Genomic DNA, 13,658 nt, shown 5'->3' on the forward strand with positions numbered 1-13,658 from the left:
TGGTCAGATTATAATTGAATAAGTACTCTAAATTTGTAGCAGAGGATGACCATGAGTCAGATTGCAGACAGTATCACCATTCGTAATACCACATTTAAAAACCGCATTATTAAAGGTGCGATGAGTGAAGCATTGGCCAATCATGAAGGACAACCTAATGATTTGCATATCGGGCTATATGAAGCATGGGCGAAAGGTGGTTTGGGCTGTGCTATTACAGGTAATGTCATGGTTAATATCGCTGCCAAGAATGAGCCTGGTGTCGTTGCAATAGAAAATGAACGTGATTTGGCAAGACTACAACAATGGGCTGCAGTCGGTAAAAAATACGGTATGGTACAGTTGATTCAATTGTCTCATCCTGGTCGTCAGTGTCCTAAAGGTTTGAATAAAGAAACAGTTGCGCCTTCTGCTGTTCCATTTAGTCCGATGTTGGCGACGATGTTTGGTACACCGCGTGAACTCAAACATGAAGAAATTTTAGATATTATTCAACGCTTTGCCACTGCTGCTGCGATTTGCGAGAAAGCGGGTTTTGAAGGTGTGCAGTTACACGGTGCACATGGCTATCTGATTAGCCAGTTTTTATCACCACTGACCAACAAACGTACTGATGAGTGGGGAGGTTCGGTTGAAAATCGTATGCGTTTCTTGGTTGAAGCATATAAGGCTGTTCGTGCTGCAACCTCAGAAAACTTTATTATTTCTGTAAAACTTAACTCTGCGGACTTCCAACGTGGTGGGATTACTGAAGAAGATGTGATTACGGTATTTAAGGCTATAGATGCTGCTGGTATTGATATTATTGAAATCTCGGGTGGTACTTATGAAGCCCCGGCAATGGCTGGTGCTAAAGCGAGTTCTCGTAAGGCAAGCACGATTGCACGTGAAGCATATTTCTTAGAGTTCTCTGAAAAAATCCGTCAGCATGTTTCTTGTAAGTTAATGGTGACAGGTGGTTTCCGTACAGTTGCTGGTATGAATGCTGCGCTTGAAAGTGGTGCCTGCGATTTTATTGGTATTGCTCGTCCATTGGCTGTTGAAACAGATTTAACCGATCGTTTAATCGCAGGTCATGATGTACGTTATGCGGTAAACCAAATCAAAACAGGTATTCCTTTTGTCGATAAAATGGCAATCATGGAAATTATTTGGTATGCGGCACAGTTCAAAGCAATTGGACAAGGTAAAAAACCAAATCCTAAATTGTCGCCGTTATTGGTATTCTTAAATTATGCAAAAGGGAATATCAAAGCAGTGGTTAAAGGGCGGGTTAATTCTCGAAAATCAGCCTAATGCTTTTAAGGACTCTTCGGAGTCCTTTTTATTTAGGTAATAAAAAAGCCACTGTCTTAAAAAGATGCAGTGGCTTTTCCAAATTTGGCGTCCCTACGGGGATTCGAACCCCGGTTACCGCCGTGAAAGGGCGATGTCCTAGGCCTCTAGACGATAGGGACTTCTTGAGGTGGGTGTATATTAGGGTTCTGTCACCAAACTGTCAAGAAGATGCGGAGACAGTTTGTTCAAAATATAGCAAAACAGTTCAGCAGTCTTCTGGGTATCGTATAAAGCAGAGTGCGCTTCTTTACCATCAAATTCGATTCCAGCCTGAATACAAGCTCTTGCGAGGACGGTTTGCCCAAACATCACTGCACTAAGCGTAACGGTATCAAACACCGAGAAGCTATGAAACGGATTCTGATTTTTAGTGCCAGTACGTGCAATAGCAGCTTGCAAGAAACCCAAATCAAAGTGCGCATTGTGACCAACCAGTACGGCATGGGTACAATGTTGAGCTTTGCGTACTTCAGTGAGTGACTTGAAAATACGGCGTAAAGCACTGCGTTCATCTTCAGCCATCGCAACACGCATTGGGTTGAAAGGATCAATACCAATGAAATCTAATGAACGGCGATCAAGATTAGCGCCTTCAAAAGGATTGATATGCGCTTGAAAAGATGGGCCGGGTACAAACTGACCTTGTTCATCATAGACAATCGGAATGCATGCAATCTCAAGTAGTGCATCGGTCTGACAGTTAAAACCTGCTGTTTCAACATCAACAACAACAGGTAAAAAACCGCGAAAGCGCTGCCCTATGACGGGAGCTTTATTTTCTTGTGTCACACTTTTCTCCATTGCAGTGTTTTACCTGCATGAAGTGGAATGATTTTCTGGTCAGCAAGATAATCAAGCGACTCAGGAACGGTGTGTTCTTCTTTGACTAAGGTGATCGTCGTCGTATTACGTGGTAATCCATAAAAATCAGCACCAAAATGGCTGGCAAAGCCCTCAAGACGCTCTAATTTTCCGACTTGATCAAATGCTTGTGCATAGAGTTCAATTGCTGATGGCGCACTATAACAACCTGCACAGCCACATGCATTTTCTTTGGCATCTTGGGCATGCGGTGCGCTGTCCGTACCTAAGAAAAATTTAGGGCTACCACTAGTGGCAACTTCTAACAAAGTCGTTTGATGTGTTTGACGTTTTAAAATCGGCAAGCAATAGAAATGCGGTTTCACACCACCTACCAACATATCATTACGATTAAATAATAAATGTTGAGGTGTAATTGTCGCAGCAACATTACGATCTTGTTCAACGACAAAATTCGCTGCATCACTGGTGGTAATATGTTCTAACACCACTTTTAATTTTGGGAATTGTCTCAGTAAAGGTGAAAGTACCTCATCTAGAAATCTTTTTTCACGGTCAAAAATATCAACATGATTATGCGTGACTTCGCCATGAAGTAATAGAGGCACTTGATGCTCTTCAAGTTGCTCAATCACTGCATACACTTTACGAATATCACTTACACCGTTATCAGAGTTTGTTGTTGCGCCAGCAGGGTAAAGTTTGATGGCATTTACATGATCTGATTCTTTGATTTTACGAACTTCATCAGGTGAAGTGAAATCGGTAAAATAAAGCACCATACGAGGGTCAAAATTGAGCCCTTCTGGAACATGGGCAAGAATACGCTCGCGGTACGCTAAAGCCTCTTCTACAGTTTTGACTGGTGGAACAAGATTTGGCATACAAATCGCGCGGGCAAATTGTTTTGCCAAATCGGGTACTGTGCGTTTTAAAGCTAAACCATCACGTAGGTGAGCGTGCCAATCATCTGGTTGTAAAAGTGTAAGAGTATTCAAGGTGTACTTCAAACTTAAAAATAATACAAATAATAATGCATAAAGTGTGAAAATGGTAACTACAATTACGGATAAGTGGTTAAGTAAAGTGCACGACGGGATGTGGATTTGTGTTATTTTTATCCAGCATAAAAATACCGTATTATAAGAAGAGTAAAAAGGATGGAAAATCAATATGATCTTGAGCGGTTAAGGCGGTCTAAAGAAGCACTCGAGCAGCTCGTTGTCCAGCATTTTAAGTCAAAAAAAACCCATCAAGCTTTACCTGAAAAATTAGAAAATGAGTTCTGGCGGTTTAATATTGATCGAACACGCGTAAATGCGATCCAATTTTTTGGTCAAGGTGTGATCACCTATGCGATTTTTGTGTTGTTGATTTTGCCTTCTAACTTTATCGTGATTCGTGAAAGTGCAGATTTTGTCTCAGATTTTATCTATAGCATTTTGAGTTTAATTGTGGTTGGCATATCACTGTTTCTATTTTGGGTGTTTGCGCGTTTTAGAAAATTGAATGCTTTATTTTACCCAGCATCCTGCACCATTGTTTTTTACACTATTTTTCTGACCTCATTACTGATGATGAGCGTTTCCAATGTTGTTCTTCAAAATCAGGCAATGGTCTTGATTGCTTTCTTATATATGTTGGGTTTTATTCTAAGTGGTATTAAACCACTACACATGTTGGTGATCGGTACACTTGCCGCCATCGCGATTTTACTATTTCTGTATTTATTTAAAATTCCTTGTGATTTCCTCATGATCGGGCGAACCTTGATTGGCAGCATATTACTTGGTTTTTCGATTAGTGTGATGCTCAACTCTAAAGAGCGACGAATATTTTTAAAGTCAAAAATCTCAGAAATAGATGAAAAAATTCTACGTTTACAAGCATCTGAGTTATTGCATCTGAGTCAGCATGATGAACTTACTAATGTTTCAAATCGGCGTACTTTTGAAGAGATGTGTTCTTATTATTATGATTTAGCATGTCAAGAGCAGACATCTTTATCCGTATTGTTCATCGATATTGATTATTTTAAAAACTATAATGATTTTTACGGTCATCAGATGGGTGATCAAGTTATTTCTGAAATCGCTAAAACTATAAAAGGTTCGATTAGGCATATGGACTTCGTTGCACGTTATGGAGGAGAGGAGTTTGTGGTCCTTTTACCGCAAACGTCTGCGCAAGGTGCTTATGCTGTTGCTACGAATATATATCGTGCCATCGAGCGACAGATGATTCCGCATGAAAAGTCTTTAGTTTCAAATCATGTCACCATTAGTTTGGGGATTACCGTTTTTAATGGAAATCCAAAAATTAGCCAAGAGGTGTTAATCCATACTGCTGATAAAGCGTTGTACCGCGCCAAACAATTGGGGCGCAATCAGATTTATTATCAACCATTACCGAATATCGAAGAAAATATTAAGAATTAAAAAAACCGAAGATCAACTCAATGATATTCGGTTTTATTTTATGCAAACGATTTGAATTACTCTAAGAATCTTACCGTTACACCAGAACGTACTTTATTACCCAAATCATTGGCATCCCAGTTGGTCAAACGGATACAACCGTGTGATGCAGTCTTGGAAATAAGTGATGGGTTTGGTGTGCCGTGAATACCAAATGATTTCTTGCTTAAACCAATCCAAATATTACCTACAGGACCATTTGGACCCGGTGGAAGTGATAATGGCTTAAGATTTTTTCCTTGTACAAAGTTCGATGGCGAATAGCTGTACCAAGGGTTTTTAGCAACACCTGTTACTTTATAAGTACCCGTCGGAGAAGGCGTACTTGTACTGCCAATTGTTGCAGGAAATGACGCAATCATTTGGTTACGGCTATTAAATAGATAAAGTTGTTTTGCGCCTTTGTGCGCCACAATTAAATGAATATCTTCAGGTAAATCGTTGCGTACATTTGCAACAACAATTTTTTGGCCCACTTTATTAAAGTTTGCTTTAGGGTTCAGTTGTCTAAGGAACCGTTCATCCATGTGAAACTTTTCACCTAACATTTCTGTTACGCGAGTGTAGTGCAACCCTTTCATTTTCGCTTGGTGAGCATAGTCTGAAGGAATTGAGTCAACATAAGGACCTTTTAAGTCCGCTTCAGTGATGGTGTATTCAACATATGCAGGTTTAGTTTGTTTCGCAACTAATGCATCCCACGTTTCTTTGGTGAGCTGACCTGTTGGTGTTAAACCATTCATTTGCTGGAATGAAGCAATTGCTTTTAACGTGTTTTGACCATTTGAACCATCAATTGCACCTGGTGAAGCATGCGCATTGTTTAACATGACATGTGCACGTGCATAAGCAGGCAATTGGCGTCTTGGCATATCTTCATACCATTCAGCGGCGTTAATGGCATCCATGGTCCAAGATGCAGGAACTTCTGGGGCTTGTGATGGCGTTTTAGATATAGTTGTTGCTGTATCTAACGTTGCTTCACGCGCTGGCGCTGCTGTTACAGCAGTTTCAGGTGTATTTTCTATTTTTTGAGCAACATCTGCTGCTGGGTTTCGACTAAGCTGAGGTTCAGATGCAGCAGATGTAACAGCACTACTACTTGGTGCTGCGTAATCAATTGCCAAAGGATCAATCGGATCTTGGACTGCAGAAATCTTTTGGGGATTTAATGCTTGCTCAGTTGTTGGCGCAGCAAAAGCAACATTAGCAAGAATACAACTTAAACTCATAGCGAGTAATGAGCGAACAAACATGTAATTCAACCTTAAGAATTATTCATTTAGGAATATAAGACTTTGCAAGTATTACAGAAAATGATCAAGCTTGCAGTAGCAATTTTGTGATCAAGCGTTTTTTTCGTCAGTTAAAGTCATGTACCGCATAGCATTATATATCTGGGACGATTTTTGCTATCATGCTTGCCACCTGAAAAAATTTAGAGATTGGTAATGACAACGTTGAAAAATGATCGTTTTTTACGAGCTTTGTTACGTGAACCTGTAGACACCACACCAGTATGGATGATGCGTCAAGCAGGGCGTTATTTACCAGAATATCGTGAAACTCGTGGGCAAGCAGGGGATTTCCTTTCCTTATGTAAAAATGCAGAATTTGCTTGTGAGGTGACTTTACAGCCTTTGCGTCGTTATGAGCTTGATGCTGCGATTTTATTTTCAGATATTCTCACTGTGCCTGATGCTTTAGGTTTAGGGCTGTATTTTGAAACTGGAGAGGGTCCAAAGTTTCATAAAACTGTGCGTACTGAACAGGATGTCGCAAATTTACCAAAGCTAAATGCAAAATCTGATCTCGCTTATGTGATGAATGCAGTCTCTACGATTCGATCAGCATTAAATGGACAAGTTCCTCTGATTGGATTTTCAGGTAGCCCTTGGACTTTAGCAACCTATATGGTTGAGGGTGGTTCGAGCAAAGAGTTTCGTTTCCTTAAGCAAATGATGTATGCCCAGCCAGAAGTGTTACATGCTTTACTTGATCATCTTGCTGATTCAGTCATTGATTATCTCAATGCGCAAATTGATGCGGGTGCACAAGCGATTCAGATCTTTGACAGTTGGGGGGGAGCGCTTGCTCACCGTGAGTATGTTGAGTTCTCGATGAATTACATGACTAAAATCATTGCTGGGCTGCAACGTGAAAAAGACGGACGCCGTATTCCAATTATCGTGTTTACTAAAGGTGGTGGGCAATGGTTAGAAACCATCCTCACGACGGGTGCCGACGCAGTTGGTTTAGATTGGACCACACCGCTTTATACAGCGCGTGATGTGGTTGCTGGTCGTGCCGCTTTACAAGGAAACTTGGACCCAGCTGTACTTTATGGTTCAGCAGCATCGATTGAAAAAGCAGTGAAAGCAATGCTTGACGATGCATATGCCAATGGTGAAAAAACAGGTTATGTTGCAAACTTAGGTCATGGCATTACCCAATGGGTTGACCCTGCACAACCTAAAATCTTTGTTGATACTGTACATGAATACAGCCACAAATATTTAGGCTGATATTTTTAAACGCATTTGAAGGGCGGATTTTGTGCAGTTAATTGGATTGGTACTCAGTTTTTTGACTAAGGCAGTTTCGGCTGCTTTATTCGGTATATTGCTTTTAATTGCATTTGCATTAACCGCTCCGATGGGTAGCCATGAATATTATGGCTTCTTTCGCTATGACTATCTGTTGTTTTATGCCTTAGTGATTCAGGTTTGCTTGTTGTATTTAAAGTTCGAATCATGGGAAGAAGCCAAAGTTATTGCTTTGTTTCATCTCATGGCAATGGGAATGGAAGTTTTTCTAACACATCCTGCCATTGCCTCTTGGCAATATCCGCAACCTGCCGTTTTTAAATTATTAACTGTGCCTTTATTTGCTGGTTTTATGTATTCGGCTGTAGGCAGTTTCTTTGCTCGATCATTGCGGTTATATCAAGTTTCATTCGAGAATTTACCCACTTTCGGCAATATGCTGTTATTGGCGGTGTTGTCGTATTTTAATTTTATGAGCAAATTTTTTATTCCAGATATTCGTATGGGGCTGTTTATTTGGAGTATGTTGATTTTTTGGAAAACCAAAATATATTTCCAACTAGATCAGCATCGTTTTAAAATTCCGATGTTGCCTGTTTTACTGTTGCTCGCATTTCTCATATGGATTGCGGAAAATATCAGTACTTTTTATAAAATTTGGCTTTATCCGAGTCAGGTCAATAATTGGCATATGGTGGGGTGGGGAAAACTTGGTTCTTGGTATTTATTGCTCCTGTTAAGTTTGGTATTGGTACTTAAAATCTTAGGTGCTAGGGACAAAAATGGAACTTGGCGATTGAAATAAATCGGTGTCCATTTTTATTTAATCCGTTTATGTATAAACGGATCTGTATAAATATTTCAGCGATATGTCAAATTTCATTTGCTAAAAAAGTTGAACCTCGCTATTTTATTTTGTGTGTGTGACTTTCACTGCACGATAGCAATAACAAATATTGAAGAATAATTGATACTGGAGACTTTCTTATGTTAAAAAAAATTGCATTAGCTGCATTACTCGCTGCTGGTTCAACCATGGCAATGGCTGATAATGATGTTGGTTGTGGTGTTGGTACACAGGTATGGGCTGGTAAAAAAGGTGTTGGACCTAAAATTCTTGCTGCGACCACCAATGGTATTTTTACTAACCAATTATTAGGTATTACTTTCGGTACTTTAGGTTGCCGTCAAGGTGGAACTGTTACAGCACAAGTTGTGACGTTTACCAATGAAAATGCTGAGTCTTTAGCGCGTGATATGGCGGTAGGTCAAGGCGAAAGCTTAAATGTACTTGCTGAACTTATGCAAATTAAATCAGAAGACAAGGCACGCTTCTTCGCAGTATCTAAAGCAAACTTTGCTGAGATTTACTCAAGCGAAAATCAACACACACTTCAAGTTCTAGATTCATTACAAAGTGTAATGGCAAATGATGACGTATTAAAAGCTTACGTTTAATCAGAAATGGTAGTGAACCCTGTCTTTTTGACAGGGTTTTCTTATATGGAAATTCTAAAAATATATTGTTGATGTGAATGAAATTAGCTACTTTTGTGATTGCGACTTTGATGTGCCATTTTGCACATGCGACTGTTACACCAAATATTCAAAACTATCTTAACCTTGCTGAACAAAAACAATTAGATCAACAAATCACTTGGCAACGCTTAATGTATGCAGACCAATCTGGAAAAAGTGAAGTTGGCTATCAAGGTTATTTTTATGCAGAAGATGGTAAAACTGATTTAAATCACGAATTAAAAGCGGATATAAAAGCATTATTTCTAGAGTCAGCAGATAATCAGTCTTTTCGATGCAAGTTTCCTGCGCGTAGTCGTTGGTTGATGCAACAGTTAAATATTGATGTCAAACAACTACCAGCGGCGAATTGCCCTGAATTTGACGAATGGATCAATCAGATTAATCCTTATAAAGCGACATTGATTTACGCAACCGATTTTATGGGCAATCCAAGCTCAATGTTTGGACACACCTTATTGCGTTTAGACCCAAAAGATCAAAAAGAATTAAATTTGGTTTCTTATGCCGTCAATTATGCTGCAACAGTAAATAATCAAGATAACTGGTCTTATGCGTGGAAAGGTTTAACTGGGCAGTATCCAGGTGAATATTCATTGATGCCATATTATCGAAAAGTAAAAGAGTATGGTGACTTTGAAAGTCGAGATTTGTGGGAATATGAGCTGAATTTAACCGCTGAAGAAACGCGCTTCTTGGTTGAGCATATGTGGGAAATGCAGCATGTGAGCTTTCCTTACTATTTTGTCAGCGATAATTGTGCGTATCGCTTACTCGGTTTAATTGATTTGGTTCGTCCAAATTTAAACTTAAAAGCTCAATTTAATTATGCCGCGATTCCAATTGAGACGCTTAAAGCTGTAGAGCAGCAGAAGTTGGTTAAAGACATTGTTTATCGTCCTGCATTAGAAACGCAATTGCTTGCTCAAGCAAAACAACATGGCACAGCTTTAGCCAAAGTCGCACATCAAGTTGCATTTTCACCGATCGAACAAGTCTCCGCTGTCTTGGCATCATATAGCCCCCAAGATCAGGCTAAAATCCTAGAAATGGCATACGATGATTTGTACTTGCAATATATTAGCAATAAAGCAGACGGTGATGTCGCCCAAGTTCATTTGCGACAATTATTGGCTAAACGTAGCCAGATTCAGATCGATAAACAACGTCAAGAACCTGCACGACCAAAGATTCAACCTGTTGAAGGGCATCATGCTCGAAATCTATCTATAAATGTAGGTGAGGTGCAAGGACAAAAGTTCGTTGAGTTGGGGCATCGTCAAGCCTATCACGACCTTATTGATCCATCTGGTGGCTATCGATTGGGTACACAGCTACTGTTTTTAAATGGTGCACTACAATACCGTGATGACCAACTGAAACTTGAACACTTAGATCTATTGGCTGTGAATTCTTATAACCCGATTCAGCCGTTTAAAGCACCACTCACGTGGGGATTTAATTTAGGTTGGAAGCAAGAAGCCGTCGAAAAAGGACAGTTTAGCCAAGATCAGCAACATGGTGTTATGAATCTGAATATGCAAGCGGGCTATAGTTTGGCGGATTATGATCGTCAACATCTATGTTATGCACAATTGCAAGGGCATCTGCAAGCTGGAAACGCATTAGACAAAGGTTGGCGTGTTGGAGTAGGACCAACATTGGGTTGTATGAATCAATGGTCTGATCGGTGGAACAGTTTGCTACAAGTTGAGTTGCCTTACTGGCAGGATCAAAGTCAATGGAATCTAAGAATAGGGACGCATGTTCAGTATAGTTTGAATGCGAATAATGCGCTGCGTTTGAATTGGCAATATGAACAGCAAGATCGTAAGGACTGGACGAAAGTAGGGTTGGGGTATGTTCGCTTTTTCTAGATATTGGGTTGAGATGGCGTGGTCATAAGTGATCACACTTCTACAATGACATAGTATTTTTTAACTGCTTCTACCACTTCAAATGGGCTTTGTTGCACAAAGATTTGAAATGCAAAGCGCCCCTAATTGAGCCAAATTTAAGGCGTAACTTGGGTAAGTGGTCGACCTAATTCCGTAAATCTGTTAAGGACTGCCACACGTGCATGGATCTCATTGACTTGGCTATCAAAACTCCTTGCACTGAGTTTATCTCCTAATAATTTGATGCAATGCATCTTAGTTTCAACCAAACTTCGCCGATGATAGCCTGACCATTTTTTCCATAGTGTCCTGCCTAAACGTTTAATTGTTCGAAGTAATTCATTTCGCTCTAGCGAGCTACTCTTTGTATCTTTCCATGGTTTCGCATTTTTTCTAGGTGGAATCACCGCATGCGCTTGCCGATCTGCAATGACCTGACGGCATTGCTTGGTGTCATAAGCTCCATCGGTATAAACAGAGTTAATCTGCTCATCTTGTGGAATCTGATTAAGTAAATCACCAAGCACCTGTGAATCACTGACATTATTGGTTGTAAGCTGAACTGCTCGTATTTGTAGGGTTTTAGCATCTATACCAATATGAAGTTTACGCCATTGGCGACGATATTCAGGTCCATGTTTCTTGCGTTTCCATTCGCCCTCACCTAGAAACTTCATGCCTGTAGAGTCCATGAGTAGATGCAGCCCATCGCTACTTTTTTGGTAGCTGATTACAATATCAATATGCTTTTGTCTTCTACAAAGCGTGGTGTAATCTGGAGCTATCCAATTTAATCCGCAAAGTTTAATCAGACTTTGCACAAAGCCAGTGACCATACGTAAAGACAGACGGAATAAGGATTTAATCATTAAGCAGCATTGGATGGCTGCGTCGGAGTAGGTTTGATTTCGCCCTTGTTTACCGATGGACGGAGCATACCATTGCGTAGCAGGATCAAACCAAATGGCAATATTTCCGCGACTCATGAGTGCTCGGTTATATGCGGGCCAATTGGTTGTGCGGTAGATTTTGTGTGCAGGCTTCTTCATTTGAAAATTATATCGCTGAAAAACCCTTTACAGATAGGTTTGTGCAACAAAGCCCTTCAAATGTACCAACAAATGCAGGAGGAATAATCCCTGCATTTCCCGCAGTCACCTCAGTAAACGAAGCTGTTTTTGCATCATGAATGCGCACCACACCTTCAATAACCTGAAAAAATTCTTGTTTGTTGTCCGCAAACTGGATATTCCATGCACCTATTTCACATTGCCAAATCCCGCAGCTCATATGCGCATGTTCATATAGGCTATAAGTCAGACGTTCAGGATTACCTTTAACTAAGCGGTCAGGGCGAGGGTAGTCTACACTGGCTTGATTCGGTGTTAAATCACCATGACCCGCTAAGTAAATAGATGACATGTTCTTCATGCTCAGATCGGTTATTAATAACTTTCAGGAACTGCACTCAAAAACTCACGACGTGCATCTTTATCTGTTTTAAACTCACCTACGAAAGAAACGGTACGCGTGGTTGATTCTTGTTTACCCACACCGCGCATCATCATGCACATATGCGCGGAATCGATGACCACAGCTACACCACGTGCTTCAGTAACTTCGGCAACGGCTTCTGCGATTTGCTGGGTCAAGTTTTCTTGAATCTGCAAACGACGTGCGAACATTTCAGTAATCCGCGCAAATTTTGATAAGCCTAAAACCTGACCTTCAGGTAGATAAGCAATATGCACGCGACCATAGAATGGGAGAAGGTGGTGTTCACAAAGCGAGTAAAACTCGATGTTCTTCACCAATACCATTTCATGGTTATCGGAAGGGAAAACCGCATTATTGGTTACTTCTTCAAGCGTTTTACTATAACCAGAGGTTAAAAAAGAAAAAGCTTTAGCCGCACGCATAGGGGTATCTTGTAAGCCCGGGCGAGTTAAATCCTCACCAACGGCAGTTAAGATGTTTGCGTACGATTGCTGCATAGACATAACAATGTTCACTTAGGTGGATTGAACAAAACGGGAATTGTATCAGAAAACGATTGAAAAAATTAATTTTGAACCAAATGCCGATTATTGTTTGTACTTTGGGTTCTTTTCTGCGCGTTTAAGCAGCACGAGAACCGCGCCAGTACCGCCTTGGGTCTCAGGTGCACTGACAAAAGCGAGTACATCGCGATGTTGTCTGAGCCATCCATTGACATAGGTTTTTAAAATCGCTTCTGGGCCTTTGCCGTGTACAATTTTAATGACATTTTGGTTTTCATCTTTTGCCATTTGGATAATCTGTAACACCGCAGCGCGTGCTTGTTCAACGGTACAACCGTGTAAATCGACCGCTTCAAACCAGCGAATTTTACCTGCTTTGAGGTCTTCAAAAACCTTGTGCTGCAAAGTGGCGATGCGATAGCTGAGCGTGGCTTGGCTTGCGACAGGGTTTAAGATGGCTTGGGTATCAGAGATTTCTGCTAACTCATGTTCAGTTGAGCCTTCAGCCGCAGCGCGTTTTGCTAAAGTTTGTGCATCTACTTTTTTGCGACGAGCAGGTTTAACATCAGCAATATTGTCATTGGCGATCGGTTTTACACCCTGTAGTGCTTTTTTAAAAAGCTCAGTGTCTTCTAATTCTTCAGCAACGGCTTGTACCTTTTTCGATTCGGCTTGTTGCTCGATCTTGCTCGTTTGTGGCTGAGAGATTTGCTTTTTAAATTGTTTCAGTAAATTAAACTGATCTTTAGAAAGCGATGAATCATGTTTGCTCATAATTTCAGTTAAATATGCGAGATAGGAGATAGGTGCAAAATTATAGTCTGAATCTGTTGAGATTTGAACTGAATTGCAATTAAGTAACGGATTTGATGCAAAGGTAGGGCTCTTCAATATGCTTAATATTTCGAGTAGGCTTTAAACATTATTTAAAATAATAAAATAAAAGGGCTTTGTTGCACAAACCTATCTGTAAAGGGTTTTTCAGCGATATAATTTTCAAATGAAGAAGCCTGCACACAAAATCTACCGCACAACCAA

Annotated in this window: 13 protein-coding genes and 1 tRNA gene; 6 read left to right on the plus strand and 8 right to left on the minus strand. The window is 40.3% G+C overall.

Features of this window, described 5'->3' with window-relative positions:
• Positions 1 to 51: 51 nt before the first annotated feature.
• Positions 52 to 1,296 (plus strand): NADH:flavin oxidoreductase/NADH oxidase family protein, encoded by a 1,245-nt coding sequence (locus tag F991_RS08130; RefSeq protein WP_004670510.1) that lies wholly within the window; start codon positions 52 to 54, stop codon positions 1,294 to 1,296.
• A gap of 85 nt (positions 1,297 to 1,381) precedes the next feature.
• Here the strand turns inward: F991_RS08130 and F991_RS08135 are convergent.
• The 3 genes from F991_RS08135 to pyrC form a co-directional block, all read right to left on the minus strand.
• Positions 1,382 to 1,457, minus strand: a tRNA-Glu gene (locus F991_RS08135).
• Positions 1,458 to 1,476: 19 nt separating this feature from the next.
• Positions 1,477 to 2,139: a ribonuclease T gene (gene rnt / locus F991_RS08140; RefSeq protein WP_004670511.1), complete on the minus strand. Its 663-nt coding sequence runs from the start codon at positions 2,137 to 2,139 to the stop codon at positions 1,477 to 1,479.
• Positions 2,124 to 3,158, minus strand: a complete 1,035-nt coding sequence (gene pyrC / locus F991_RS08145) for a dihydroorotase (protein WP_004670512.1) — start codon at positions 3,156 to 3,158, stop codon at positions 2,124 to 2,126. Before pyrC ends, rnt begins: the two co-directional genes overlap by 16 nt.
• A gap of 162 nt (positions 3,159 to 3,320) precedes the next feature.
• Here pyrC and F991_RS08150 point away from each other — a divergent pair, with 162 nt between their 5' ends.
• Positions 3,321 to 4,598 (plus strand): GGDEF domain-containing protein, encoded by a 1,278-nt coding sequence (locus tag F991_RS08150; RefSeq protein ID WP_004670513.1) that lies wholly within the window; start codon positions 3,321 to 3,323, stop codon positions 4,596 to 4,598.
• A 56-nt stretch (positions 4,599 to 4,654) separates the two neighbouring features.
• Here the strand turns inward: F991_RS08150 and F991_RS08155 are convergent, their stop codons facing one another.
• Entirely contained in the window at positions 4,655 to 5,893 is a 1,239-nt protein-coding gene (locus F991_RS08155) for a L,D-transpeptidase family protein (protein ID WP_004670514.1), read from the minus strand.
• A 195-nt stretch (positions 5,894 to 6,088) separates the two neighbouring features.
• Between F991_RS08155 and hemE the strand changes: the two genes are divergently transcribed.
• The 4 genes from hemE to F991_RS08175 all read left to right on the plus strand — a co-directional run bounded on the left by hemE (position 6,089) and on the right by F991_RS08175 (position 10,599).
• The gene (hemE, locus tag F991_RS08160; RefSeq protein ID WP_004670515.1) at positions 6,089 to 7,162 is read left to right on the plus strand and encodes a uroporphyrinogen decarboxylase; all 1,074 of its coding nucleotides are present in this window, start codon (positions 6,089 to 6,091) and stop codon (positions 7,160 to 7,162) included.
• A 31-nt stretch (positions 7,163 to 7,193) separates the two neighbouring features.
• Positions 7,194 to 7,988 (plus strand): DUF817 family protein, encoded by a 795-nt coding sequence (locus tag F991_RS08165; RefSeq protein WP_004670516.1) that lies wholly within the window; start codon positions 7,194 to 7,196, stop codon positions 7,986 to 7,988.
• A gap of 182 nt (positions 7,989 to 8,170) precedes the next feature.
• A complete protein-coding gene (locus tag F991_RS08170) occupies positions 8,171 to 8,641 on the plus strand; it encodes a DUF3015 family protein (protein ID WP_004670517.1) in 471 nt (156 codons plus the stop codon).
• 77 nt (positions 8,642 to 8,718) lie between these two features.
• Entirely contained in the window at positions 8,719 to 10,599 is a 1,881-nt protein-coding gene (locus F991_RS08175) for an Lnb N-terminal periplasmic domain-containing protein (RefSeq protein ID WP_004670518.1), read from the plus strand.
• Between the two features lie 137 nt (positions 10,600 to 10,736).
• Here the strand turns inward: F991_RS08175 and F991_RS08180 are convergent, their stop codons facing one another.
• The 4 genes from F991_RS08180 to F991_RS08195 all read right to left on the minus strand — a co-directional run bounded on the left by F991_RS08180 (position 10,737) and on the right by F991_RS08195 (position 13,394).
• A complete protein-coding gene (locus F991_RS08180; RefSeq protein WP_051064200.1) occupies positions 10,737 to 11,669 on the minus strand; it encodes an IS5-like element ISAba12 family transposase in 933 nt (310 codons plus the stop codon).
• A 7-nt stretch (positions 11,670 to 11,676) separates the two neighbouring features.
• Positions 11,677 to 12,042 carry a cupin domain-containing protein gene (locus F991_RS08185; protein WP_004670519.1) on the minus strand — a complete coding sequence of 122 codons (366 nt, stop codon included), beginning with the start codon at positions 12,040 to 12,042 and terminating at the stop codon, positions 11,677 to 11,679.
• A gap of 23 nt (positions 12,043 to 12,065) precedes the next feature.
• Positions 12,066 to 12,614: a GTP cyclohydrolase I FolE gene (gene folE, locus F991_RS08190; protein WP_171063466.1), complete on the minus strand. Its 549-nt coding sequence runs from the start codon at positions 12,612 to 12,614 to the stop codon at positions 12,066 to 12,068.
• 90 nt (positions 12,615 to 12,704) lie between these two features.
• The gene (locus F991_RS08195; RefSeq protein WP_004670521.1) at positions 12,705 to 13,394 is read right to left on the minus strand and encodes a Smr/MutS family protein; all 690 of its coding nucleotides are present in this window, start codon (positions 13,392 to 13,394) and stop codon (positions 12,705 to 12,707) included.
• Between the last annotated feature and the right edge of the window lie 264 nt (positions 13,395 to 13,658).

Source organism: Acinetobacter sp. CIP-A165 (assembly GCF_000367985.1).
Classification (GTDB): domain Bacteria; phylum Pseudomonadota; class Gammaproteobacteria; order Pseudomonadales; family Moraxellaceae; genus Acinetobacter.

What these genes read in the sequence shown, in the direction of transcription:
- F991_RS08180 (WP_051064200.1), bottom strand. Translation starts at nt 11,669, where the DNA reads ATGAAGAAGCCTGCACACAAAATCTACCGCACAACCAATTGGCCCGCA.
- F991_RS08195 (WP_004670521.1), bottom strand. Translation starts at nt 13,394, where the DNA reads ATGAGCAAACATGATTCATCGCTTTCTAAAGATCAGTTTAATTTACTG.
- F991_RS08185 (WP_004670519.1), bottom strand. Translation starts at nt 12,042, where the DNA reads ATGTCATCTATTTACTTAGCGGGTCATGGTGATTTAACACCGAATCAA.
- rnt (WP_004670511.1), bottom strand. Translation starts at nt 2,139, where the DNA reads ATGGAGAAAAGTGTGACACAAGAAAATAAAGCTCCCGTCATAGGGCAG.
- F991_RS08170 (WP_004670517.1), top strand. Translation starts at nt 8,171, where the DNA reads ATGTTAAAAAAAATTGCATTAGCTGCATTACTCGCTGCTGGTTCAACC.
- F991_RS08150 (WP_004670513.1), top strand. Translation starts at nt 3,321, where the DNA reads ATGGAAAATCAATATGATCTTGAGCGGTTAAGGCGGTCTAAAGAAGCA.
- F991_RS08175 (WP_004670518.1), top strand. Translation starts at nt 8,719, where the DNA reads ATGAAATTAGCTACTTTTGTGATTGCGACTTTGATGTGCCATTTTGCA.
- folE (WP_171063466.1), bottom strand. Translation starts at nt 12,614, where the DNA reads ATGCAGCAATCGTACGCAAACATCTTAACTGCCGTTGGTGAGGATTTA.
- hemE (WP_004670515.1), top strand. Translation starts at nt 6,089, where the DNA reads ATGACAACGTTGAAAAATGATCGTTTTTTACGAGCTTTGTTACGTGAA.
- F991_RS08155 (WP_004670514.1), bottom strand. Translation starts at nt 5,893, where the DNA reads ATGTTTGTTCGCTCATTACTCGCTATGAGTTTAAGTTGTATTCTTGCT.
- F991_RS08130 (WP_004670510.1), top strand. Translation starts at nt 52, where the DNA reads ATGAGTCAGATTGCAGACAGTATCACCATTCGTAATACCACATTTAAA.